General features: G+C 61.4%; 19 protein-coding genes. 7 read left to right on the top strand and 12 right to left on the bottom strand.

Translation table 11 applies throughout. The features are described 5' to 3' along the window. Window positions 1-15: 15 nt before the first annotated feature. The 9 genes from PY308_RS01245 to PY308_RS01205 all read right to left on the bottom strand — a co-directional run bounded on the left by PY308_RS01245 (window position 16) and on the right by PY308_RS01205 (window position 11773). Complete coding sequence (locus tag PY308_RS01245; RefSeq protein WP_275787149.1) at window positions 16-657, bottom strand: TetR family transcriptional regulator; 642 nt, start codon at window positions 655-657, stop codon at window positions 16-18. A 48-nt stretch (window positions 658-705) separates the two neighbouring features. Continuing rightward, window positions 706-3843, bottom strand: coding sequence for an efflux RND transporter permease subunit (locus PY308_RS01240; protein ID WP_275787146.1), 3138 nt, complete (start codon window positions 3841-3843; stop codon window positions 706-708). Between the two features lie 11 nt (window positions 3844-3854). After that, the gene (locus PY308_RS01235; RefSeq protein ID WP_275787143.1) at window positions 3855-5075 is read right to left on the bottom strand and encodes an efflux RND transporter periplasmic adaptor subunit; all 1221 of its coding nucleotides are present in this window, start codon (window positions 5073-5075) and stop codon (window positions 3855-3857) included. Window positions 5076-5305: 230 nt separating this feature from the next. Next, window positions 5306-6307, bottom strand: a complete 1002-nt coding sequence (locus PY308_RS01230) for an ABC transporter ATP-binding protein (protein WP_275787142.1) — start codon at window positions 6305-6307, stop codon at window positions 5306-5308. 69 nt (window positions 6308-6376) lie between these two features. Beyond that, entirely contained in the window at window positions 6377-7435 is a 1059-nt protein-coding gene (locus PY308_RS01225) for a Gfo/Idh/MocA family protein (RefSeq protein ID WP_275787140.1), read from the bottom strand. Beyond that, complete coding sequence (locus tag PY308_RS01220) at window positions 7432-8271, bottom strand: carbohydrate ABC transporter permease (protein ID WP_275787137.1); 840 nt, start codon at window positions 8269-8271, stop codon at window positions 7432-7434. The genes PY308_RS01225 and PY308_RS01220 overlap by 4 nt, the downstream gene beginning before the upstream one ends. A 10-nt stretch (window positions 8272-8281) precedes the next feature. Beyond that, a complete protein-coding gene (locus PY308_RS01215) occupies window positions 8282-9232 on the bottom strand; it encodes a carbohydrate ABC transporter permease (protein ID WP_275787135.1) in 951 nt (316 codons plus the stop codon). A 331-nt stretch (window positions 9233-9563) separates the two neighbouring features. Further along, window positions 9564-10823 carry an ABC transporter substrate-binding protein gene (locus PY308_RS01210; RefSeq protein WP_275787132.1) on the bottom strand — a complete coding sequence of 420 codons (1260 nt, stop codon included), beginning with the start codon at window positions 10821-10823 and terminating at the stop codon, window positions 9564-9566. A 50-nt stretch (window positions 10824-10873) separates the two neighbouring features. Next, a complete protein-coding gene (locus PY308_RS01205; protein ID WP_275787129.1) occupies window positions 10874-11773 on the bottom strand; it encodes an N-acetylmuramic acid 6-phosphate etherase in 900 nt (299 codons plus the stop codon). A 196-nt stretch (window positions 11774-11969) separates the two neighbouring features. Between PY308_RS01205 and PY308_RS01200 the strand changes: the two genes are divergently transcribed. Genes PY308_RS01200 through nagA form a run of 4 tightly spaced genes read left to right on the top strand, consistent with a single transcriptional unit; the run spans window position 11970 to window position 15818 of the window. After that, on the top strand, window positions 11970-12854 hold the full coding sequence (locus tag PY308_RS01200) for a glucosamine kinase nucleotide-binding domain-containing protein (protein WP_275787127.1): 885 nt from the start codon (window positions 11970-11972) through the stop codon (window positions 12852-12854). After that, window positions 12851-13615 (top strand): GntR family transcriptional regulator, encoded by a 765-nt coding sequence (locus tag PY308_RS01195; protein WP_275787124.1) that lies wholly within the window; start codon window positions 12851-12853, stop codon window positions 13613-13615. The genes PY308_RS01200 and PY308_RS01195 overlap by 4 nt, the downstream gene beginning before the upstream one ends. A gap of 23 nt (window positions 13616-13638) precedes the next feature. Continuing rightward, window positions 13639-14661, top strand: coding sequence for an SIS domain-containing protein (locus tag PY308_RS01190; RefSeq protein ID WP_275787121.1), 1023 nt, complete (start codon window positions 13639-13641; stop codon window positions 14659-14661). Further along, window positions 14658-15818 carry an N-acetylglucosamine-6-phosphate deacetylase gene (gene nagA, locus PY308_RS01185; RefSeq protein ID WP_275787119.1) on the top strand — a complete coding sequence of 387 codons (1161 nt, stop codon included), beginning with the start codon at window positions 14658-14660 and terminating at the stop codon, window positions 15816-15818. The genes PY308_RS01190 and nagA overlap by 4 nt, the downstream gene beginning before the upstream one ends. Here the strand turns inward: nagA and PY308_RS01180 are convergent. The 3 genes from PY308_RS01180 to PY308_RS01170 are packed head-to-tail and all read right to left on the bottom strand — an operon-like array spanning window position 15806 to window position 18806. Beyond that, on the bottom strand, window positions 15806-16540 hold the full coding sequence (locus PY308_RS01180) for a copper homeostasis protein CutC (protein ID WP_275787117.1): 735 nt from the start codon (window positions 16538-16540) through the stop codon (window positions 15806-15808). The genes nagA and PY308_RS01180 overlap by 13 nt on opposite strands. After that, window positions 16537-17448 (bottom strand): ROK family protein, encoded by a 912-nt coding sequence (locus PY308_RS01175; RefSeq protein ID WP_275787115.1) that lies wholly within the window; start codon window positions 17446-17448, stop codon window positions 16537-16539. The genes PY308_RS01180 and PY308_RS01175 overlap by 4 nt, the downstream gene beginning before the upstream one ends. Then, entirely contained in the window at window positions 17445-18806 is a 1362-nt protein-coding gene (locus PY308_RS01170) for an amidase (protein ID WP_275787113.1), read from the bottom strand. The genes PY308_RS01175 and PY308_RS01170 overlap by 4 nt, the downstream gene beginning before the upstream one ends. 172 nt (window positions 18807-18978) lie before the next feature. Here PY308_RS01170 and PY308_RS01165 point away from each other — a divergent pair, with 172 nt between their 5' ends. From PY308_RS01165 to PY308_RS01155, 3 genes are all read left to right on the top strand, one after another. Then, complete coding sequence (locus tag PY308_RS01165; RefSeq protein WP_275790970.1) at window positions 18979-19707, top strand: sulfate transporter family protein; 729 nt, start codon at window positions 18979-18981, stop codon at window positions 19705-19707. A gap of 282 nt (window positions 19708-19989) precedes the next feature. Continuing rightward, the gene (locus tag PY308_RS01160) at window positions 19990-23658 is read left to right on the top strand and encodes a FecR domain-containing protein (protein ID WP_275787111.1); all 3669 of its coding nucleotides are present in this window, start codon (window positions 19990-19992) and stop codon (window positions 23656-23658) included. After that, window positions 23658-25655: a CHASE2 domain-containing protein gene (locus PY308_RS01155; RefSeq protein ID WP_434064187.1), complete on the top strand. Its 1998-nt coding sequence runs from the start codon at window positions 23658-23660 to the stop codon at window positions 25653-25655. Before PY308_RS01160 ends, PY308_RS01155 begins: the two co-directional genes overlap by 1 nt. Window positions 25656-25708 lie beyond the last annotated feature (53 nt).

Here is a 25708-nt window from a genome sequence, read left to right as displayed (position 1 = left end):
GCAGCCGCCGCGGCTCTATGCGACTTCGCCAGCCTGCGGTTCTTCGGCCGTCGGCCGGAAACTTGCAAACAGCCGCTGCAGACCGTCCCGTCCTTCCATGGCAAGGTCGAAACGGCGGCCGAAGAGAAGCCATTCGCTGCAGAGCCCGGTCATCATCCAGCGCAGAGCCTTGGTTGCCGATTGCGGCGTCCAGGTCCGGCCCAGATAGCCGCCGATCCTTGCCTTGTCGAATGCACTTTCAAGCGCGGCCGTGTGCTTGTCATCGACCTCCTGCTGCCGCTCCAGAACAGGCATCAGATCCCCGACATAGGCACAGCGCAGCAGGATGGTGAAAATGCGCTGACGGTGTTCGTCCGCAGCCATGTCATCCAGCCATTCTCCGGCAGATTTTTCGATAAATCTGAGGACGTCGGCACTTTCGGTCTCGATTTCGCGGGCGATCATGTCCTCAGCCGGCAAGGAGACGGAATTGTAGAGCTCCAGAAACAAATCGGTCTTGTTGGAAAAATGCCAATAGATCGCGCCGCGCGTCACCCCGGCCGCCTTTGCGACATCCTCCAGAGTGGCATTGGAGACGCTTTTTTCATAGAAGACCCGTTCTGCCGCATGGAGGATGCTGTTGCGGGTCTCCTCCGCTTCGGTCTTGGTTCTACGCATGATCGCCTCCGGAAAGAGAGACCCGCCCGAGGCGGGCCTCTGCGATCGTCATTCGCCCGGCACCGGCGCCGCTGCCGGCGTTTTCTCGACTTGCCTGCCGTGACCGAACAGCTTCATGATGAACACGAAGAAGACGGGCACGAAGAAGATGGCAAGAACAGTTGCCGAGATCATCCCGCCCATGACGCCGGTGCCGATAGCGCGCTGGCTGCCGGAGCTTGCGCCGGTGGCGATCGCCAGCGGCAGAACGCCGAGGGTGAAGGCGAGCGAGGTCATCAGGATCGGACGGAAACGCAGATGCGACGCTTCTATCGTCGCATCGAGCAGCGATTTGCCCGCCTCCATCTGCTCCTTGGCAAACTCGATGATCAGGATCGCGTTCTTGGCGGATAGCCCGATAATAGTGATCAGGCCCACTTTAAAATAGACGTCATTCGACATGTCGCGCAGCAGAACGGCCAGCACCGCGCCGATGACGCCGAGCGGCACCACCATCATCACCGCGACCGGAATGCTCCAGCTCTCGTAGAGGGCTGCAAGGCACAGGAAGATCAGCAAGCAGGAAAGCCCGATCAAAAGCGGTGCCTGGGTGCCGGAGGCGATTTCCTCGCGTGATTGCCCCGTCCACTCATAGGCGAAACCCTGTGGAAGCTGGCCTGCCAGCTTTTCCATCTCGGCAATGGCATCGCCCGACGAGTAGCCCGGCTGCGCCTGACCGCTGAAGCGAACCGATGGATAACCGTTGTAGCCGATCGTCTGGGTTGGGCCGGTTTGCCACTCCACCGATGCAAAGGCAGAGATCGGCACCATTCCGCCATTGCTGTTGCGCACGTTGAGATTCAGCAGGTCGGAGGTCTGCATCCGCTTGGTATCGTCGGCCTGTACCGTCACACGCTGCAGACGGCCGGCATTCGGGAAGTCGTTGACATAGGACGATCCCATATTGGTCGAAATGGTCGCGTTGATATCGGCAAATGTTACACCGAACGTGTTGGCCTTTTCCCGGTCGATCAGCAGATTGACCTGTGCTCCATCCGGTAGACCATCGACGCGAACCCCCGTCACGATCTGGCTTTGGGACGTCAGGCCGATCAGCTGGTCGCGCGCGGCTGCCAGCGCCGCCGAACCCTGTCCGCCACGATCCTGCAGGCGGAACGCGAAACCATTCGTTGTGCCGAGACCCTGGATCGGCGGCGGCGACAGCGCGAAGGCGATCGCGTCCTTGATCTGGCTCATTGCGCCGGAAGCGCGTCCTGCGATGGCCGACGCGACGTTGCTGGCGTCACGCTCTTCCCAGTCCTTCAGCGTCACAAAGGCAAGGCCGGCATTCTGGCCCGTGCCGGAAAAGCTGAAGCCATTGATCGCAATGATTTTTTCGACACCGCTTTCCTTGCTGAAGATGTTTTCGACCTGCTTGACGACCTCAGTCGTGCGGTTGCCGGTGGCTTCCGACGGAAGCTGCAGGCTGACGATCACGAAACCCTGGTCTTCATCCGGAAGGAAGGAAGAAGGAAGCTGCAGGAACAGATAGGCGAGACCACCCAGCACCAGCACATAGACGACGATGAAGCGGCCGGTCCGTCGGACCATACGCTGAACCACGCCGCTATATCCATGCGACGCCCGATCGAAGCCCCGGTTGAACCAACCGAAAAAGCCTTTCTTCGTATGATTGTGACCCTTTGGAACCTGTTTCAGGAAACTGGCGCAAAGCGCCGGCGTCAGCGACAGGGCGAGCAAGGCCGAAAATAGGATCGACACGACCATGGTCAGGCTGAACTGCTGGTAGATGATACCGACAGAGCCGGGGAAGAAGGCCATAGGAATGAACACCGCCGACAGCACAAGCGTAATGCCGATGACCGCGCCGGTGATCTGCGTCATCGCCTTGCGCGTCGCCTCCTTGGGCGTCAACCCCTCCTCGGACATGATGCGCTCGACGTTTTCGACGACGATAATGGCGTCATCCACCAGAATGCCGATGGCCAGAACCATGCCGAACATGGTCAGCACGTTGATGGAAAAGCCCATGGCCAGCATCGCGGCGCAGGTGCCAAGGAGCGCGACGGGAACGACCAGTGTCGGAATGATTGTATAGCGGATGTTCTGCAGGAACAGGAACATCACGAGGAAAACCAGCGCTACGGCTTCCAGAAGGGTGTGAAGCACTTTTTCGATCGAAATCGCCACGAAGGGTGATGTATCGTAAGGTATGGAATACTCGACGCCCGGTGGGAAGAAGGTCTTGAGTTCTTCCATTCGCTCCTTGACCAAGGTGGAGGTGTTGAGCGCGTTGCCGGTCGGCGTCAGCTGGACACCGATGGCGGCGGACGGATTTCCGTTCAGGCGGGTTGAGCTGTTATAGTCCTGGCCGCCGACCTCGATACGGGCAACGTCGCGCAATCGAACGGACGAGCCGTCCTGATTGGCCCTGAGCACGATCGCACCAAACTCTTCCACGGAGGAAAGCTGGCCCTTGACCAGAACCGAAGCATTTGTCTGCTGATTGATCGGGTTGGGCTGGGCGCCGATGCTCCCGGAGGCGACCTGGGCATTCTGCGCCTGAATGGCGGCGGTCACATCGCCCGCCGTCAGGTTGAGGCCGACCATCTTGTCGGGATCGAGCCAGACGCGCATGGAGCGTTCGGTGGAAAACAGCTGGGCGCGGCCGACGCCTGGAATCCGCTGAACCTCGTTCAGCACGTTGCGGCTCATATAATCGCCGAGTGCGATAGCGTCGAGCGAGCCGTCCGTGGAGGTGAGCGAGACGATCAACAGGAAGCCCGAGCCCGCCTCCTCGACCTCTATACCCTGCTGACGCACAGAATCGGGCAACCGCTGCTCGACACGACCGACGCGGTTCTGGACATCGACCGATGCCTGGCCTGAGTCGGTCCCCGGAGCAAAGGTCACATTGATGGAGACCGCGCCGGCGGCACTGGATGTCGATTCGAAATATTGCAGGCCTTCAATGCCGTTCAGCTCGTTTTCGATGAGCCGCGTCACACTCTGATAGGTCTCTTCCGATGAGGCGCCGGGATAAACGGTGCTGACGGAGATCTGCGGCGGCGCGACGTTCGGATATTGCGAAATCGGCAGCATCGGGATCGAGATGATCCCGGCGATCATGATGAAAAGCGCGACGACCCATGCGAAGATTGGCCGATCGATGAAAAAACTGGGCATCGGTCAGATCCTCACTTTGCCGCTTCGGCAGGGGCGGCCTTGGCTTCGCCTTCGCCGGAAGGTTTTTCACCGGGAGCAGCCTGCTTTTCTGCGGCCGCCGGATCCCAGGCACTGGGAACGACCTTGGCGCCCGGACGGATTTTCTGGAAGCCTTCGACAACCACCTTCTCGCCGGCCTTCAGCCCTTCGATGACGACTGTCCTTTCCGCAATTGTCTGTCCGGTCCTGACGCTCCGCAGCCCGACCACATCCTCGGCATTGACGACGAAGACCTGGGCATTGCCTGCAGTGTCGCGCTGGATCGCCTGGGTCGGGAGCGGAATGGCGTCTTCGCGCATCCCCTGCTCGATCAGCACACGCACATACATGCCCGGAAGCAGATCGCCATCCGGATTGGGAAACTCGCCGCGCAACGTCACCTGGCCCGTCGTCTCGTCAACCGCAGCCTCGGAAAACAGCAGCTTACCCTCATGAGCATAGGGGGCGCCGTCGTCCATCAGCAATTTCACCTTGGCTTCGTTGCCATCACCGGACAGGGCGCCGTCCTGCATGCCCTTGCGCAGGCGGATGAGATCGGTGGCCGACTGGGTGAAGTCGGCATAAACAGGATCAAGCTGCTGGATCGTCGCGAGATTTTCCGTCCCATTGGCGCTGACCAGAGCGCCCTCTGTGATCAGGGCGCGACCGATGCGGCCGCTGATCGGCGCTGTCACGTTGGTATATTGAAGGTTGAGCTTCGCCGTCGCGAGACTGGCCTGCGCAATCGCAACATCCGCATCCGCCTGGGCCAACTGCGCCACGGCGTCATCGAACTGCTGGGCCGAGGCTGCATTTGCCTTGCGCAACTGATCCTGGCGACTGGCGGTCTGCCTGGCCTGCAACTGCACGGCTTCCGCCCGGCGCAACGTTGCCTCGGCGCTGGCGACCTGAACTTCGAAGGACGCGGGATCGATCCGGTAGAGAACGTCGCCTTCCTTGACCATGGACCCCTGCTGGAACACGCGCTCCATCACGATCCCGGTGGCGCGCGGCCGAACTTCGGAAATGCGCGTCGCAGCAATCCGCCCCGGCAAGTCGTTGGTGATCGGAACGGCTTCCGTCTCGGTGGTGATGATGGAAACCTGCGGCGGCGGAAAGACGGGCGCGGCCTGCTGCTCTTCTTCCTTTTGGCATCCGGCAAGCATAGCCAATGCCGCTAGGGCTGCAGTCAAAGTCAGTCGGTTCATCCGCATTTTCGGGATCCATGCAAAAGGCCGGCGCGCAACCGTTCCCGCTTGAGGATAGGAGGCAGCCGGATGTTAAATCTGCGCAAGATGCGTAGGCCGGAGCGTCACCGGTACCGCATCATTTATACAAACACATACGTATGTTAAATCGCAGCGAGGCGCAAGCGAATGATGCACTGCACAATTATATGTGATCGGGCTATCACGCAGCACTGTCTCCAGCGAAAGGACGGGTCCTAGCGGATGACCCGACCGTCGGCGCCGAAACGGTGCATGAGTGCCTTATCGGGTGTCGCATAGACGACGTCCTCGACATCGTAGCGATGTTCGCCAAACAACCGCACCGTCAGAAGACCGGTGACGTCCGTTTCCAGATAGAGAATGGTATCGGCGCCGAGATGCTCGACATGGATGACCTTGCCCTTCCAATCGCCAGTCTCACGCGACAGCGCGATGTGTTCGGGGCGGATGCCGACTGTCTTGGCATGGCCATCGCCCAGCCGTCCGGCCTCGATGAAATTCATCTGCGGCGAGCCGATGAAACCGGCGACGAAGGTATTGGCAGGCTTGTTGTAAAGCTCCATGGGCGAGCCGATCTGCTCGATCTCGCCGGCGTTCAGCACGACGATCTTGTCGGCCAGCGTCATGGCTTCCACCTGGTCATGGGTGACATAGATCATGGTTGCCTTGAGGCTGCGATGCAGCCTTGCAATTTCCAGACGCGTGTTGACGCGCAGCGCCGCATCCAGGTTCGACAGCGGTTCGTCGAACAGGAAGAGCTTTGGCTCGCGCACGATGGCGCGGCCGATGGCGACCCGCTGGCGCTGACCGCCGGAAAGCTCGGCCGGCCGTCGGGCAAGATAGGGCTCCAGCGACAGCATGCCGGATGCCTTGGCGACCTTGGCGTCGACCTCGGCCTTGGGGGCGCCCATCTGCTTGAGGCCGAGCCCCATATTGTCCTTGACCGTCAGGTGCGGATAAAGCGCATAGGACTGGAAGACCATGGCGATGCCGCGTTTGGCGGGCGGCGTGTTGATCACCTCCTGCCCGTCGATCCGCACACTGCCGGATGTGGCATCCTCGAGCCCGGCAATGACGCGCAGCAGCGTGGACTTGCCGCAACCGGACGGGCCGACGAAGATGACGAAGTCGCCGTCCTGCACCTCGAGATCGATCCCTTTGAGAACTTCGTGATTGCCGAAGGCCTTGCGGATGGATTTCAGTTGAAGTGATCCCACGGGAAGCCCTTTTCCTTGTTGCCTATGTCCTTCATCCCGATGCCGCGCACGGCAATGGGGCAGGCCACGTTAAAGTTTGACTGGATTGCCGGTGCGTATGCTCTCATCCGCCGCCAGGCAGATGCGCAACGACTGGACGGCGTCATTCATGTGCCGGTCGAGATCGATGTCCTCGCCGATCGCCTTCAGCACATAGGCCTGCTCGAAATCGCAGAGTTCCTGGTGGCCGGGCTCCCCGTCCATCTTCAAGTCCTCGTCCTTGTGCAGGAATTTTCCATCAGGGCCGGTCTCCGCCTTGTGGATGCGAATAACCGCAGTTTTCGTGTGGGTATCGATATCGTCGGATTTGGCATTCGGATCCATGACGATCGAAACGGACCCATTGGGAGACATGACATCCTTCACGAAAAAAGCGGTCTCCGAGATCATCGGCCCCCAACCGGCCTCATACCATCCCACCGAGCCGTCTTCGTAGGTCACCTGGAGATGGCCGTAATTGTACATGTCATCAGCGATTTCGTTCGAGAGGCGCAGACCCATGCCGCGCACTTCCACAGGTTTGGCGTCGGTGATCTGGCACATGACATCGACATAGTGGACGCCGCAATCGACGATCGGCGGCGTCGTCTGCATCAGCGCCTTGTGCGTCATCCAGGTCGGTCCGCTGGACTGCTGGTTGAGGTTCATGCGGAAGACATAGGGTGGCCCCAGTTTTCGCGCTTCCGCGATCAGCCTAATCCACGATGGATGATGGCGCAGAATATAGCCGACGACCAGTTTCTTGGCGGCTTTCCTCGCTGCAGCCACGACGCGCTCGGCATCAGCAACCGTTGTTGCCAGCGGCTTCTCGATGAAAACATCGCAACCGGCTTCAAAGGCCATGACAGCATAGTCGGCATGGCTGTCAGAATAGGTGCAGATGGAGCAAAGGTCAGGCTTCAGCTCCTTCAGCGCAGTTTCGAAATCCGGCAGGATTTCGTAAGCTTCCAGTTCCGGCGCGAGCACAGGCGTCGAGCGATTGACGAGGCCGACGATCTCGAAGCCGGGATTGTTGTGATAGGCCAGCGCGTGGCTGCGGCCCATATTGCCCAGACCGGCGACAAGGACGCGGATCGGTATGTCTGTCACTTGACGGCTCCTGCGGTAATGCCGCGGATCAGCTGCCGCGAGAAAATGAGATAGAGAACGAGGACCGGCAGGATCGCCAGCGACAGGGCGGACAGAACCGCATTCCAGTTGGTGACGAACTGGCCAATGAAGACCTGGCTGCCGAGCGTCACCGTCTTGGTCGCTTCGCCGGGAGCGAGGATCAAGGGGAACCACAGGTCGTTCCAGATCGGGATCATGGTGAACACCGCGACTGTCGCCATGGCGGGCCGTACCAGCGGCAGCACGAGCCGGAAGAAAATTGCATATTCGGAAAGACCGTCGATGCGCCCGGCATTCTTCAGGTCGTCTGAGACAGTGCGCATGAACTCCGACAGGATGAAGATGGCGAGCGGCAAACCTTGGGCCGTATAGACGAGGATCAGCGCCGTCAGCGTATTGACGAGACCGGCCGCCACCATGCCCTGCAGGATTGCCACCGTTCCCAGCCGGATCGGGATCATGATGCCGATCGCCAGATAGAGACCCATCAGGGTATTGCCCCTGAACCGGTACTCCGACAAGGCAAAGGCGGCCATGGCACCGAACAGCAGCGCAAAGAAAATCGACACGACAGTGACGATTAGGCTGTTCTGGAAATAGCCGGCAAAATCGCCTTGGTTCAGCACTGTCTGATAGCCCACGAGGCTGAAACTGTTTGCCGTCGGCGGTGCGAGCGGAGTTCGGAAAATGGCATTCCTGTCCTTGAACGAATTCAGGATCGTCAGCAGCACCGGGAAAAGGGCGATGACGGTATAGCCGGCGAGCGCCAGATGGACGAAACCCGAGCGAAGTGGCGACATGCGTGCCTTTGACATCGGTCTTCTCCTAGAACTGGTAGCGGCGAACCCGCCGCTGGATACCGAAAAGGTAAAGCGACACCCCCGCCAGAATGATGATGAACATCACGGTTGCGATCGCCGCCCCCATAGACCGGTCGCCGAGTTGCAGCTGGAAGCCGAAGAAGGTGCGGTAGAGCAGCGTGCCCAGAATATCCGTGGAACCATCCGGTCCGGCCAAGGCTCCCTGTACCGTATAGATCAGGTCAAATGCATTGAAATTCCCGACGAAGGTCAGGATCGACACCATGCCGATCGCCGGCAGGACCAGTGGCAGCTTGATCTTCCAGAACTGGCTCCAGCCGGTAATGCCGTCGCATTCGGCGGCTTCGATGACTTCGTCGGGGATGTTAAGAAGCGCCGCATAGATCAGCATCATCGGAATGCCGACATTCTGCCAGACGGATATCAGAGACACGGTGATCAGAGCCGAACCGGGCTTGCCGAGCCAGGGCGCGAAGAAAGATTTCAGTCCGACCACGTCCATGAAGAACGGCGTGATACCCCAGATCGGCGACAGGATCAACTTCCAGATAAAGCCGACGATGACGAAGGAAAGCAGCGTCGGCAGGAAGATCGCCGTGCGGTAGAAGGTGGCGAGCCGGAGCTTGGGGATCGATAGCATGGCGGCAAGCGCGATTCCCAACGGATTTTGCACCAGCATGTGGATCGTGAAGAAGATGAAATTGTTTTTCAGCGCCCGCCAGAAATCGGCGGCCCAACGTTCGTTGCCGAACAGAACCTGAAAGTTCGAGAGCCCGACAAAAGTGGACTGGCCGTCCACCGTGTTGAACAGCGACAGGCGCAGCGTCTCAATGAGCGGCAGTATCATGACTGCGGAATAGACGATAAAGGCCGGCAGCAGGAAGACAAGAATGTGCCAGCGCCTGGAGCGCCTCGGTGCCTTCATGCCGTCTTCAGAAAATGTGGCGTTGCTCATGCCCTGCCGCTCCGACCCGTTCTCGAAATTGCCGCTACATGCGACAAGGCTTGCGCTGCCGGTCCCCGCCGCGCATGCCACGCCGGCAGACCTGAAAGGCGCTGGCAGGATGGGATTTCAGATTACATGTTTTCGGCTGGATGCCTTGCTTTTTCGCATCGCGACATCCTGCATCGAGTGCTGCTCCTTTTCGCCCTCCCTTTCTCATGAAAGAGGGCGGGCACTATTTCCCCGTAAACGGGGCGAAGGGACAAGCCGCAAGCTCTGTAGTCCCCTCTCCCCGTTTACGGGGAGAGGGTTAGGGTGAGGGGGCAAGGCCCCAGAACCAAGTTTACTTCGCAGGCTTGTACCAGCTGTCGAGGCCCTTCTGGAGCTTCTCGGCGGCGACTTCAGGTGTATCGGTACCGTTGATCACGTTAGCCGATTCCACCCAGGTCTCGTTTTCGAGGTTCGGCGTACCGCGCGACAGGATCTGGTAGGTCGAGCGGATCGTCGGCTTGCATTTTTCACGCCAGGAAACGAATTCCTGTGCCAGCGGGTCCTTCATCGTCACCGGCGTCGAGTTCAGGCTGAAGAAGCCCGGCAGCGAATTGGCGTAGATGTCTGCGAATTCCGGCGAGGCGATCCAGGTCAGCAGCTTCTTGGCTTCTTCCGGGTGCGCGCTCTTGGCATTAAGGCCGACGCCGATGTCGTTGTGGTCGGAGATGTAGCAAGCATCGCCTGCAGCCTTGACCGGCGGCGGGAAGGCGCCCATTTTGAACTGGGCTTGCGTGTTGAACAGCCCGATTTCCCATGAGCCGGCCGGATAGATGGCAGCGCGGCCGAGCGTGAACAGGTTCTGGCTGTCCGGATAGGTCTGGGCTTCGAAGCCGTCGCCGAGGTAATCCTTCCACTTGGCAAGAACCTTGTAGGGCTCGACCCAGTCGGCGTCTGTGAGTTTCTGCTCGCCCTTGATGAGAGCGGCGCGGCCTTCCTCGCCCTTCCAGTAGGTCGGACCGATGTTCTGGTAGCCCATGGTGGCGGCTTCCCAAAGATCCTTCGTGCCCATGGCGAGCGGAATGAACGTACCATCCGCCTTGATCTTGTCGAGCGCCGCAAAGAACTCGGCTTCGGTCGCCGGAATAGCGATGCCGAGCTGGTCGAAGGCGTCCTTGTTGTAGATGAAGCCATGGATGACCGAGGCCATTGGTACGCAGAAGGCGGCAGCGCCATCATCCGTCTGCCACGCGGCCTTGGCGACCGGCGAAAAATTCTCCATGCCCGGAAGGCTGGTGAGATCGGCCAGATGTTTCTTGTTGTACAGTTCAAGCGACGCATCGAACGGACGGCAGGTCACGAGATCACCGGCCGAACCGGCGTCGAGCTTGGCGTTCAGAGCGGCATTGTATTCGGTCGGTGCGGTCGGCGCGAATTTCACCTTGATGCCCGGGTTTTTCGCCTCAAACGCCGGGATGAGCTTCTCCTGCCAGATGGCAAGGTCGTCATTGCGCCAGCTTTCGATCGTCAGCGTCACGTCTTCGGCCTGCGCCAGCCCGGCGGAGCCGAGAATGCTGGACGCGAGCAGCAAGCCTTTCAGAGTAGTGCGGGTCATTACGTTCTCCCTTTTATACGCGCCGCCAAGGGCGCAGTTTTGAAACCCAGTCAATGCGTTGCGACGTGTGAAAGGGCGCGGCGCAGGTTTTGCCCGGCCCCATCGAGTGCGGCTTGCGCCGCAGCAACATCCCTTGCCCCAGCAGCAAGAAGGATGGCAATTTTTACGGACCCCGACGACGCGGCGAGATGTCGGGACGCTGCATCCGGCGTGACACCTGAAATATCGGCGACGATACGCATTGCGCGGCTGCGCAACTTGTCATTGTCAGCCTTCAGATTGACCATGTGCCCATCATGCACATGGCCAAGATGGATGCCGACCAGGGTCGAAAACATGTTGAAGGCGATCTTCTGCGCGGTGGCGGCCCCCATGCGCGTCGAACCGGAAACGACTTCCGGCGGCGTCTGCAAGAGAATAGCCACATCCGCCCCTTCGAAAAGCCGGGCGCCGGCATTGTTCGCCATGGCCACGACCCGGGCACCGCGCCGGCACGCCTCGTCGCCGGCAGCAAGTGCGTAAGGCGTCGAGCCGCTGGCGGAAACGGCAATCAGGCAATCACCGGCGCCGATACCCGCCCCGGCGACATCGGCGCGTGCAAGCGCTGTGTCATCCTCGTAGCCACCGGCAAGATCGGTCAGGCTGGCGGCGCCGCCAGCCAGCAGAACCACGATCTTGTCATTGGGGATTCCATAGGTGCCGGGCAGCTCCAGCGCATCGGCCATCGCCATCAAACCGGAGCTTCCGGCGCCAGCATAGGCAAGCCGCCCACCGGCCGAAAGCACGTCCGCAGCCATCCGGGCAGCGGTGGCGATCGGCGCCATAGCCGCATCGACGGCCTTCGCCGCCGCCTGCTGGCCCAAGGCGAGCACTTCGAGCGCCAGCGCCGGATGCATGACATCCAGACCCATGGCCCTCTCGTGACGCTCTTCGGTTTTCGCTGCCAGCATGTGTTTCTCCCTCTCCGCAAATTAATGCCAAAAAAATACCAATTGTCTAGGGGAAATTAACTTCTGGAGACAGAAAATTTGATGTCAGCATCAAAAACTGAAATTAATCAGATAATTACAGGTTATTTTTGCCGATCTTCGAAAACCTGCTTGGTTAATGGTATTTTTTTGGTATCTTATTTCTCCGGAGGCATTCATGGCACATTATATCCTCGGCATAGATGGCGGCGGCACGAGCTGCCGTGCAGCGGTCGCAAGCCCGGACGGGTGCATTCTCGGCCGGGGCAAAAGCGGTGCCGCCAATATCCTGACAGATCCGGATACGGCACTCATCCATATTATTGGTGCGGCCGAGGCTGCCTTTGAGGACGCGAAACTGCCGGTCGCCGACATCGGAACGGCTTCCGCACTGCTCGGTCTGGCGGGCAGCAATGTCGGGGATGCGGTCCATTATGTGAAGGAGCGCCTGCCCTTTGCCAAGGCCGACATCGAATCGGACGGCCTCATCGCTCTCCAGGGAGCGCTCGGGGAACGCGACGGCGCTGTCGCCATTCTCGGCACCGGCTCGATCTATATTTCCAGAATAGCCGCTCAGGTCCGCTATATCGGCGGCTGGGGCTTTACCATCGGCGATCTCGGCAGCGGCGGCCGGCTCGGGCATGCCCTGTTGCAGGAAAGCCTGCTCGCCTTCGACGGCATCCGTCCGTCGTCCGCGCTGACAGATACCGTCATGGCTGAGTTCGGCAACGATCCGCGCGCCGTCGTCGAATTTGCACGTCTGGCGCACCCCGGCGCGTTTGGCCGCTATGCCCCGAGGGTTTTTGAATTTGCAAGCCGCCAGGACCCTGTGGCGATAGCTTTGCTGCAGGCCGCCGCGCAAACCATCGATGAAGCGCTCGACGTCGTGGCCAGGCGCGGCAGCCGCAGGATATGCCTGCTCGGCGGTCTGGCGCCGCTTTACCGTCCATGGCTTGCGGCCCGGCACCAGCCGCTGTTCGCCGAAGCCGAGGCGGATGCACTTACGGGCTCCGTGGCTTTGGCCGCCCAACGCTTCGGCACTGAGGCGAGGGTCAGGGCATGACCCAGCATCTGGAAGCCATATTGCCGCTGGAGACCCTGCAGGCTTCGAGTTCGGGGCCGCTCTATCTGAAGCTGCGGCAATCCCTGGAAGAGGCCATCCATTCCGGCAAGCTGAATCATGGCGACGCCCTGCCGCCCGAGCGCGATCTGGCCGATTATGCCAGCATCAGCCGCGTCACCGTGCGCAAGGCTGTCGACGATCTGGTGAAGGATGGCCTTCTGGTGCGCCGTCACGGATCGGGAACCTTCGTGGTCAAGCCCGTCAGCCGGGTGCAGCAATCCCTGTCGCGTTTGACATCCTTTACCGAAGACATGGCGCGGCGCGGCCTGACGACGACGGCGCAGTGGATCGAGCGCGGTCTTTTTCATCCGTCGTCGGACGAAATGATGGTGCTCGGTCTTGCTGCGGGATCCCTCGTCGCGCGGCTCGGGCGCCTGCGCATCGCCGACGACATGCCGCTTGCCATCGAGCGCGCCAGCATCTCCGCCGAATTCCTGCCCGATCCGATTCGTATCGGCACTTCGCTCTATGCCGAACTCGACCGGACGAAGTCGCGGCCGGTGCGGGCGGTGCAGCGGATTTCTGCCTGCAGCCTGAAGGATCCCGATGCGGCCATGCTGGGCGTGCCATCGGGGTCGGCAAGCCTCTCGATAGAGCGCATTTCCTATCTCGCCTCCGGCCGTGTCGTGGAATTCACCCGCTCGCTGTATCGGGGCGATGCCTACGACTTCGTTGCGGAACTTACCCTGCCGGACGCCTGAACCACGAAAGAGAGACGAGATCAATGCTGACGCATATGCGCCGCGAAATCAACGAGATCCCGGAAGCGGTGGCCCGCCTCCTCGACCGCTCGGGTGACGCCATTCGCAGGACGGGCGGTGCCCTTCGCGAAAAGAATCCGGCCTTCCTGGTGACCATTGCGCGCGGCTCGTCCGATCATGCGGCGCTGTTCCTGAAATATGCGATCGAGCTTACGACCGGGCGGCCTGTTGCCTCGCTTGGTCCGTCGCTCGCCTCAATCTACGGCGCAAGAATGCAGCTTTCCAGTGCCGCCTCCATTGCCATTTCCCAGTCGGGAAAGAGCCCTGATATCGTTGCCATGGCGGCAGCGGCTACCAAAGCCGGGGCAGTGACCATCGCGCTGACCAACACGTTGCCGTCGCCGATTTCTGACGCCAGCACCCATCCGCTGGATATCATGGCTGGCCCGGAGATCGCTGTCGCGGCGACCAAGTCCTATGTCAATTCCATTGTGGCCGGCCTTGCGATTCTCGCGGAGTGGACAGGAGATGCGGCGCTGCAGCGCGCCGTTGCCGATCTGCCGGTGCAGTTTTCCAAGGCTGTGGAACTCGATTGGCAAATTCTCGCGGATCAGCTTGGCGAGGCCGAGTCGCTTTTCGTGCTCGGCCGCGGCCCGGCGCTTGCCATTGCCAGCGAAGCCGCCCTGAAGTTCAAGGAAACCTCGGGCATGCATGCCGAGGCCTATTCGGCGGCGGAGGTGCTGCATGGCCCTGTGGCTCTGGTCGAAAAGCGGTTTCCGGTGATCGGCCTTGCCGCCCGCGACGCAGCGGAAAGTTCCGTCACCGGCATCCTCGATGATCTGAGCGGCAAGGGCGCGCTCGCTTTCGTCACGTCAGACATCGCAAGATCCGCAACTGCCCTGCCCTTCGTCAGCACCGGCCACCCGATCACCGATGCGCTGGCTCTTATCCTGCCATTTTACGGTTTCGTCGAAGCCTGGTCGCGGTCCCGCGGGCTGAACCCCGATGCACCGGTCGCGCTTAACAAGGTGACGGAGACCCAATGAACGACCGAACCGCCATCACAGGCGCCCGCATTTTCGATGGTCATGTCTGGCATGACGACCAGGTGCTTCTGCTGGACGGCGGAAAGATTGCCGGCATCCTTCCTGCTGACGCACTGGCATCAGGCACGGAGAAGGTGGAGGCCGGCGGCCGGCTTCTCGTTCCGGGCTTCATCGACCTGCAGGTCAATGGCGGTGGCGGCGTGATGCTGAACGACCGGCAGGATGCGGACGCGATCCGGACCATCTGCGCCGCACATGCCAAATTCGGCACCACCGCCCTTCTGCCGACCCTGATCACCGACACCTTCGAGATCCGCGCAGCGGCGATCGCAGCGGGACGGCGGGCCATAGCCGAAAACGTACCCGGATTCCTCGGCCTGCATCTGGAAGGACCGCATCTTTCGGTGGCCCGAAAGGGTGCCCATGACCCTGCTCTTATCCGCCCGATGGACGCGGCCGATCTCAAAGCGATGCTGGATTGCGCCGGTGCTTTCGACGCCATGATGGTCACCATTGCCCCTGAAAATGCGACGGCCGATCAGGTCGGGGCGCTCGCGCAGGCCGGCATCATCGTCAGCATCGGCCATACCGACAGCAGCTATGAAACCGTCGCGGCCTATGCCGCAGCCGGCGCGCGCACGGTAACGCATCTCTTCAACGCCATGAGCCCGCTCGGTCATCGCGAGCCGGGTGTGGTTGGCGCGGCGCTCGATCTTGGCGGCCTTCACGCAGGCATCATCGCCGACGGCTTCCATGTCGATCCGGTGTCCATGTCCTTAGCGCTCCGCGCCAAGAACGGGCCCGGCCGCATCTTCGTCGTCACGGATGCCATGTCGACGATCGGCTCCGACCAGACCAGCTTCCTGCTCAATGGCCGTGAAATTTTCCGCAAGGGCGGGCGGTTGACCCTCGCGGACGGTACGCTGGCCGGCGCCGATATCGATATGCTGTCATCGGTTCGCTTTCTTCACGAAAGGCTTTGCCTGTCTCTCGACGAGGCGATCCGCATGGCCAGCGCCTACCCGGCCGATGCAGCCGGCATTTCCGCATGCAAGGGTCGTCTGGCGCCGGGCCTCGATGCCGATTTCGTGCTCCTGACGGAAAATCTGCAGATGGCCGCGACCTGGATTGGCGGCGTTCAGGTCTACAGGGCCTGAAACGCGACCAGCCGGTCTTTCATCAGGCGAACGATCTCTTCGCTGGTTCGTCTTGTTTCTTCCGGCGCGAACCCGAGTTCCACGACGCGACGATCCTGAGCCGGCTCAGCGACGGAACAGGAGGAATGGATCTCGTGCACCGCGAGTTGCGGAAGCAGGCTGCCGATCGTATCCGGCGTGATGCCGGAACCGGGCATGATGGAGATGCGGCTGCCCGCCTGCGCCAAAATCGAGGATAGCGCGTCCACGGCATCAGGCGCCCTTTTCGCCCCGCCCGAGGTGAGGATCCGTTCGAAGCCGAGATCGACGGCTCTATCGACAGCATCCGCGACGTCGGGAACGAGGTCGAAAGCCCGGTGCAGCGTCAGGCCAAGACCAGCGGCGTGATCGACCAGCAACCGCAATGCCGTGCCGTCGAGCCGTCCGTCGGCAAGACTGGCGCCCAGAACCACGCCGGCGAGACCTGCGGACCGCACAGCATCAATCTCCCTGCGCATGATGCCGATCTCAACCGGTCCGAAGATGAAGTTGCCGGGCCGTGGCCGGATCATGGCATAGACCGGAACGCCGGCGCCGGCGGCCAACGCCATCAATCCGGGAGACGGCGTCAGTCCGCCGATCGAAAGCGCCGAGCATAATTCGATCCGGTCGGCGCCGCCCTTCACCGCCGCATCGAGGCCGGCCGCATCATCGACGCAAACCTCGAGGAGAATGCGGCTCATATCGTCTCCCCCGACAGTCCGAGAATGGCTGCCCCGATCAGGCCCGGCTCGATACGGCACGCCCCTGGCACGACCAGAGGCCGGTCGAAACGGCGGAGGATGCGTGCGCGCACGGCCGTGTCCAGGGCAGCGATCAAGGGCGCCACATTGGACAATCCCCCTCCGACCGGGACGATCGTTGCGCCGGTAATGTTTACCGTCAGCGCCAGTGGTGCGCTGATCAGATCGATAAATACATCGATGGTCCGCGCAGCCTGCGCATCGCCCCTTTGCCAGAGCAGGGTAATCTGCTCGCTGGCCAGCAAATGACCGTGCAAGACGGCGTGCAGCCGTTCCATGCCGCGGGCGCCGCCGATCGTATCGACGCAGCCGCGCTGGCCGCAGCCGCAGTCGAAGGTGGGAACGGCAACGGGAGGCGTGCCGGCCATGGCTGCCAGCGCCGGCCCATGGCCCCATTCGCCGGCGAAACCGCCCTCCGCATTGACGAGCCGGCCATCGACCACGAGCCCGCCGCCCACGCCCGTGCCGAGAATGGCTCCCAGCACGATCCGGTGGCCGCGACCTGCCCCGGCACCGGCCTCCGCAAGAGCAAAGCAATCCGCATCATTGGCGATGAGCACCGGCAACCCGAGGGAGGTCGACAGCGCCTCGAACAGGTTTCGGCCATCGATACAGGGTATGTTGGCGCATTTTATCGCCCGGGTCTCGGGATCAACGACACCGGTTATGGACAATGCGAGGCGATCCGGCCGCTCTCCGGCCTCGTCGATCACGTCCCGCAAGGTTTGGACGAAGGCAGCGAAATCATGCAGCGGCGTTGGCCGCCGGTCGAGCGGAACAATCGTCTCAACCGACCGGGCAAAGGCTCCCTTGATGGCCGAACCGCCGATATCGAAGCAGAGGATCATGCTTCACCGCGAATGACGGTTTCCGCAGCCAGTGCGGCGGAGAGCAGCACCGCGTCCTCGTTGCGCTGACCCGAAAGAAGAAACCCGACGGGCATCCCGGCATCGCCGGTTCCGCAAGGGATGGATATGCCGCATCCGTCGAGGAAGTTGCCGATCAGCGTGTTGCGCAACGTTTTGGCGTTCGTCTTGAAGAACAGGTCGTCGTCCTCGATCAGCGGTGCGATCGGTGGCGCCACATGGGGCAAAGTCGGGTGAGCAAGGAGTTCGCCGGGCTCCAGCTGTTCGGCAAGCGTCGCAATCATCCGCTGCCGCGCTTCCAGTATCGCGATATAATCCGCCATGCCGATCGTCTCGCCGAGCCGGGTGCGGGCGACCACGCGCCGGTCCATGCGGCCGGCATCGCTGCCCTGCAGGCGTTCCCTATGCAGGACATAAGCCTCGGCGGTTACGAGGGCGCCGTGGCGTGCCATCACCTCGAACAGTTCCGCGAAAATCGGAAATGCGCGACGCCGGACCCTCACACCCTTGCGCTCGAGTCTGGTGATCGCCGCTTCGAACGCTTCGACGACAGCCGCTTCGGCCTCGTCGAAAACAATCTTTTCCGGGACCACGAGTTTCAGATTGCCGAGATCGCCTCTGGCCACATCCGGAGCCGTGCGGCCGCGCAGGGCGGCATCGATCCAGACGGCGTCCTGCACGGTCCGGCACAGCGGCCCGAGCGAATCGAGGCTTTTCGACAGGGGATAAACGCCATCCATCGCATAGCGGCCGCGGGTCGCCTTGTAGCCGACGATTCCGTTGAAGGCGGCCGGAATGCGAACCGAGCCGCCCGTATCGGTTCCGATGGCGACAGGAACCAGCCCTGCGGCGACCGCGACGGCAGAGCCCGACGACGAGCCTCCGGGAAGACGTGGCGTATCCTTGGCGGCCGGATTGTGCGGCGTGCCGTAGTGTGGGCTGATGCCCAAGCCTGAAAAAGCGAATTCGCTCATATTGGTCCGGCCAATACTGACCATGCCGGCGCCGGCAACGTTGCTGACGACAGAAGCATCCCTTGCGGCCGGCGGGTTGCCGCTGAAAACCGCTGATCCGGCCGTCGTGACCGACCCGGCGGTATCGAACAGATCCTTCCAGGCAACGGGAATACCGTCGAGAAGCCCAAGCGACCTGCCCGCATGAAGACGTTTCGAGGCGGCCCCGGCCTCCAACAGCCCGCGTTCCTCAAGCAACCCCGTGAAGACAGCCTGATCCGGATAGCCGGCTATTTTCTCGAAGGTCGTCCGGGCAAGCTCCAACGGATCCAGCGCCCCGTTCTGCAAAAGAACGGACAGGCCAGCCGCCGACATGTTTCCATCCATTTCCAGTCTCCAGTCGCTGCATTGGTTTTCGAGACGATCATACCGATCAAGGATGCGATTGGCAGCGCGGCTCTTGCGCTTCGCACATGATTTTCGCAGAAGACTTGCCGGGGCGAGCGGGCCCGCTTACATGGCTCATGTGGCAAACGCCGCCTGAGCGCAGGAGCATATGATGATATTCGACGCGGCGCGGCTTTCCTTTGCCAATCTTTTTGCGCCGGAAACACGATCGGTCTTCTGGAAAGTCATCGGCCTCACCCTGCTTGTCCTCGTCGGTCTCTGGCTGACACTGCGGCAGCTCTTCGTCTATCTCGCCCTGCCCTGGATCGATTCGATGATACCGGGAACAGCGGGTTGGGAGGGCTGGCTGTCGCTGGTTCTCGGCATAGCGGCCAGCATCGGGATTGCATTGGCGCTTGCCCTGCTGCTGGCGCCGGTGACGGCCCTGATCGCCGGCTTCTTTCTGGACGATGTCGCAGAGGTCATCGAAAAGCGGGATTATCCTCTCGAACTGGCCGGCCAGCCCTTGCCGCTCGGCGAAGCCGTGGCGGGAACCCTCAAATTCCTCGGTGTCATCATCGCCGGCAATATCGTGGCTCTGTTCCTGCTTCTCATTCCCGGCATCAATCTCGTCGCGTTTTTCCTCGTCAACGGCTATCTGCTCGGCCGCGAATTTTTCGAATTCGCCGCCATGCGCTACCGTTCGCCAGCCGATGCGAGACTGTTTCGCGCCAAATATTCCGGAACCGTTTTTCTGGCCGGGCTGCTGCTCGCCGCCTTTCTGGCCATTCCGCTGCTCAACTTGCTGACACCGCTTTTTGCCGCCGGACTGATGGTGCATCTGCACAAGAAGCTTTCTCGCAGGGACCCGGGTTTCAACAAATTTTCTGCCGAGAAATAGACATTTTTGCATGGCTACATGCTGTCGTCCTTCGATGCGGTTTGATATGAGAATCAGGATTGATTGAAGAATTTGAGACGGCGTGACGCATAGTCGGATGGTCCGGTCGCCTGACACTTTGCGGTCTTAAACTGTATTTTATATTCTGACGCACCATCGGGTGCTCTACAGTATTTCTAAGAGTCAACGCCCGCCGGGGAAACAGAGGCGCGTACGGACTCCGTATTGACTTTTCAAACTGCCAAATTCAGTAATTTATAGCGATTTCGGTTGGGGAACCTCATGACAAACGCATCCGCCAGGCTGACAAGCCTCCTGGGAGCGATATGCCTTTTTACACCTGCCGCTTTGGCAGACCCCTTGCCGCGTCCCTCACCCGCAGCAGGCTCCGTCATTGCTCGAAAAGCCGGCGAGGAAGTTAGGTTCGTCGATGTTTCCAGCTGGCGCTACGTGGATCTGCAGCAGGATCTTCTCAATGGCGACGTGTTGCGCACCAATGCGACGGGCCAGCTTGCCGTCGTTTTTTCCGACAGGACGCAGGTGCGGCTTGGGCGCAACAGCTCGCTGCTGGTAAAGAAAATCGGCAGCGGCGGCGACGCCAGCCTTGAACTGCAGTCCGGTACCATCTGGGCGCGTGCCGAACGCGGCGGAGAGGGCGTTGTCATCGACACGCCAGCAGCGGCGGCGGCGATCCGCGGCACCGACTGGACCATGACCGTTGATCAAGACGGCAAGACCTCGCTGATCGTGCTCGAGGGGCTCGTGGAACTCAGCAATGCCTATGGCAGCGTTCAGGTGGCACAGGGCGAGGGAGCGGTTGCCGCCATCGGCAGGGCGCCGTCGAAGATCGTCATTGCCAAGCCGAAGGACAGGGAGCAGATGCTGTTCAACCTGTCGCTGCGCAACGCCTTCCAATTCATGCCCGCCACACCGCTGATCGTTCCGGAAATGCGCTCCGAAAGGCACCGCATCGAGAGCCGGGACGTCACGCGCCGGTCCAGCGAAGACTGGCTCAGTCTTGCGGAAATCTATCTTGTGCTTGATGGGAAGGTGAAGGCCAAGGATGCGATTGCCAAGCTGCGGCCACAGGATCTCAGCGGCGTCCAGCGCGCCAGGGTCACCCTTGTGGAAGCACTGATCGCAGGCTCCGAAAACCGATATGCGGAGGCCGCTGTCCTCTTTGAGAAATCAAAGCCGGGACTCGATGCAAAGCGGCGGGCCATTGCCGCCTATGGCGGTTATTTCGCGCGTTCGCTGGCCAACCCCAACCATGTCGAAACGCCTCCGAATATGGGCAGCGGCGGCTACGCGGCCATGGCGAAAGCCTGGACGGCCGGCTTTCGCGAGGGCATTCCTGCAGCGCTCGAAATTATCAAGGAAGGTGAGCGCAGCACGCCGGACGACCCAACCTTGCCGGCCGTCCGGGCGCAGATCGGCATTCTGCTGGCTGACGAGAAGGAAGTCGTGGACGGTTTCGAGCGGGCGCTTGCCATCGATCCGGACGACCCGACCGGTCTGCAGGCACGAGCCCATTACAAACTCGGCATTCTGAACGATCGCCAGGGGGCGCTCGACGATCTGAATCGCGCCCTGAAAACCGCGCCGGGCTCCAGTTCGATCTGGAACACGATCGGGCTTGCCCATTCCGACCGCGAGGCTAACCGGGAGGCGGAAGCTGCCTACAGAAAAGCGATCGATCTTGATCCGAACGACCCCGTGCCGCATGCCAATCTGGCACTGCTCTATCTGGTTCAATCGCGGATGAAGGACGCGAAGCGGGAAATTGACGAGGCGATGCGGGTCGATCCCTCGTTCGATATCGCGCTGATTGCCCGTGGCCGCTATCATCTGCAAACCGGCGAGATCGACAAGGCGATCGAGGACCTGCTGGCCGGCACAGCCGCCAATCCCGGATATTCCCAGGCGCAGTTGATGCTGGCCGCCGCGCATTTCGAGAAGGGCGACCGCGTGCCGGCGGCGCAGGCGATCGACAATGCCGAACGGCTCGATCCGAACGACCCGATCGTTCCGGTTGTGCGCACGGCGATTGCGATCGACGAATATGATTCCGACGGCGCCATCCGCAATGCCCAGGAAGTCATGCGCCGCACACGGGCGCGCGGCGGCGATGCGGCACCGCTCGGTGCAAACCAGCAGGCCGGTTCGACGTTGAACGACGCCTTCAGGCTTCAGGGGCTGGACGCCTGGGGACAATATTATGGCGATGTCGTTTTCGATCCCTTCGCCGGCACCAGCTATATCGACCAGGCCGTTCGTGGCAGCGTCAATCCCTTCACCGGCGCATCGAGCTATGATGGCCAGATCATCGAAAACACCGCAAACGCGACATCCTATTCGTCCTTCATCCAGGGCTTGCTGATCGATCCACACATGCTTGCCAGCCGCGAGCGCACCGTCAATCTCGTCCAGAGACCCTTTCTGGAAACCTCGCTGGGCGGCGGCATCGTGTCCGGCGACGGAAAACTCGGCTATAGCGGCCAGGCGGAAGTGCGGGCCTTCGACAACAGTGTCGTCCCGATCAGCGCCTATGGTACGCTGCAATGGGAGAGAACACCCCAGGGCCGCGCACTGGACGACCTTGGCGATTTCACGACCGAAACGGAACTGCAGGCCGGCAATGCCTATGTCGCCATGTCGCCGACACCGGATGACCGGCTTGTCTTTTACGCCAATTACGGCGAAAGCGATCTGGCACTGGATACGGCGGTGGGCACGCTGAGCGGAATCGACCTCGCAGCGTCTGCGTCGACGACAGGTCCGGCATTGTTCGGGCGGGGCCTGGATGTCTCAGCCGAACTGCTGAATGTCGGGGCAGCCTGGAGCCACACGATCGCCTATCACAATATCGTCAATGCCGGATTGTTCTACTCCTCCAGCAAAGCCGATGTTCAGGATATCGGTTATTTCACCGGTATTCCTCTTGTCCTGGACCAATGGCAAAGCGAGACGAGCAGTGCAATTGCCGCCGTCGGCCATATCTACGAGGCGGGCAACCTCACCTATCGCTACGGTCTCGAAGGCGGCTTCCTGAAACAGGATTTCAACTCCGAGCACATCAAGCTCATTCCGCCGGTCGAGTTCACCAACCTGTCCCTCAGCGACACCTCCCCGCTTGGCCGGATCTACGGGTCGGTGCTGGCGGAGCTGACACCCTCGCTCAAGGCGGAGGCCGCTGTCTTCGCGACCTATCTGGAAAGCGACGACGACGCGAAGGCGCGCCTGGAGCCGCGTCTCGGCATTGCGTGGAATCCGGTCGATCGTCACTGGCTGAGGGCGGCTTATCTGCGGGAAGGTGCCGGATCGGACACGCCGACGCTGGCGCCGGTCGGCATATTGGGGCTGCAATCCAACCAGCTCAATCTCGGCATGGACGGCAAGTCCGACACGTTTGCCTTTCGCTGGGACGCAGAGTGGACGGACCGGTTTTTCACCTCCGTCGATTATCAGCATCAGGAATTCACGTCTCTCAACACCATCCTGCCCTATACGATCGATACGATGTCAATCGACAACGGCCGGATCGACCGGGCGAGCCTGACGGCGAATTACTGGCTAGGGCACGGTTTTGGCCTGTCGGCCACCATTGCCGCCAATGAGTCCAGCGGGAGCGGCACCGCGGTCGGTGATGTCTTTGAAGGATCGCTGCCCTTCGTGCCCGACACGGCCGGCCGGGTCGCGCTGACCTGGGTTAATACCAACAATATCCGCGCGACCCTTGCCGCGAACTATACCGGAGAACGGGCAGACAATGCCGGCACTGAACTGGACGACTACTGGACGCTGGACGCCAGCGTCACCTGGGAATCCTTTGACAAGCGAATGCAAATCGATCTGTCCGCCTATAACCTGCTCGACGAGCAGTTCGAGATCGCGGACTCCATTCCCGGCTGGGGTCCGACCTTCAAGGGAACGGTGAAAGTGCGCTTCTGATGGGGCGGATCGGGGCGCGCGGGCATCGGGGTGCAGCATCGCCAAGACCCGCATCCGACGTTCGGGCGCGATTGCGGTATCTGAAGCTTGGCGTCCTCACGGCGGTCGTGGCAATGGTCGTCTCCGCCGCTTCCATGAGCACTGCCTTCGGCCTCGCGGATCTGCGCGGTTTCGATTATCTCTCGACCCTGTCACCACCCCCCTTGCCGGAGAATGGGCCGGTGATCGTGGCGATTGATGAACCGTCCATGGCCGAAATCGGCATCCAATGGCCCTGGCCAAGATCCCTGCATGCGCAACTGACAAAGGCTTTGCGGGCGGCAGGCGCAAAGGCCATCGGCTTCGACATTATTTTCGCGGAACCGTCTGCATCAGCCGAAAGCGATTTTGCGCTGGCGGAAGCGTCCGGCGCGGATATCGTCTTTGCCGGCGATGAAACGCTGATCAAAACACCGCAGGCCGAGCAATGGGTTCGTACCGAGCCGCTCGCCGAACTTCTGCAGAACGGAGCGCGCGCCGGGATTGCCTCCGTTCAGCTCGGCGGCGACGGAACCCTGCGACAAATCCCACCCTACCAGGACGGCTTTGCCGTGCAGCTTGCCGACATTGCCGAACGAGCGGCCCTGCCGGCTTCTTCCCGTGCCATGCTGCAAAGTTTCGGGCCGGCGCGGACGTATCCCACGGTCTCCTACTATCAGGCGCTGGACCCGACCACGTTCCTGCCGAAAGACTATTTCCGCAATCGCGTCGTGATCATCGGCCTCAGTCTGCAGAACGCGCCGACGCTGCAGGCCGGGGGCGCCGATGCATTTGCCACGCCGTTTACGATCCACACGCGGCAGCTCGTCGCCGGCGCCGAGATCCAGGCGACGATTTTCGACAATGTGGTGAACGGGCTTTTCATCGAGCCTGTGTCGTCACCCTTTTCCGTCGCGGCAATCCTATTCGCGGCCTTGCTGGCCGCCCTTCTGGTGCGTCGCTCGACGGGCTGGCAAACTGCGGTGTTCGGGACCGTGGGGGCACTGGTCTTTATCGGGGCAAGCTACGCGCTTCTCCGGTCCAGCCACATGTTCCTGTCGCCGCTCGGCCCGTGCCTCGCCTTTTTCTGCGTTGCCGCTGCCCAGACGGGTTTCGACTATGCCGAAGAACGCCGCGGCCGGCGCGACATCACGCGGGCCTTTTCCAGCTATCTTTCGCCGGCTATGGTCGAGCGTCTGGCCAACGATCCCTCGCAATTAAAACTCGGCGGCGAACGGCGCACCCTGACCATCCTGTTTTGCGACGTGCGCGGCTTCACGACCATCTCCGAAGCCCTGAAGGACGCACCGGAAGAACTGACCACGCTGATCAACCGGCTGCTGACGCCGCTGTCCGATGTGGTGATGGAAAGCGGCGGCACGATCGACAAATATATCGGCGATTGCCTGATGGCCTTCTGGAACGCGCCGCTTGATGATCCAGACCACGCCACCCATGCCGTCGGCGCCGCGTTGCGCATGCTGGACGCTGTCGACGTGCTCAACGGCGAACTGTTGCATGAGGCGCGGGCAGACGGCCGTGAGCCCCAGAGGCTCAAGATCGGAATTGGCATCAATACGGGTGATTGCGTGGTGGGCAATATGGGTTCGTCGCGACGGTTCGACTATTCCGTGCTGGGCGATTCCGTCAATCTCGCCTCGCGCCTGGAGGGCCAATCCAAGACTTACGGGGTACCTCTGCTGCTCGGCGAACAGACCGCAAGGCTCGTCGGCAAGAGTTTCACGACCGTCGAGCTGGACAGCATCGCCGTCAAGGGACGCAATGCCCTGTCACCGATCCACACCGTGCTGGATCCTTCGCCGCCGGCGGTCCTGCTTGCCGTGCATCGCGGGGTGATCGAGGCGAAATATGCAGGCGCGCTGCGCGCCGACGACGAGTCGCTCGTTCGGCTGGAGACGGAAATCCCCCAGCTCGCTGGCTACTACCGGATGCTGCGGTCAAGCCTGGAGCAGCAGTGATCGCATTCAGAAGTCTGCGCGTCGAATGCCTACGAGGGATCGCCGGCGGAAAT

Origin of the sequence: Pararhizobium gei (assembly GCF_029223885.1) — a bacterium.
Classification (GTDB): domain Bacteria; phylum Pseudomonadota; class Alphaproteobacteria; order Rhizobiales; family Rhizobiaceae; genus Pararhizobium; species Pararhizobium gei.
The sequence above is the reverse complement of the archived record's forward strand: the minus strand, read 5'-3'. Positions and strand labels throughout refer to the sequence as shown.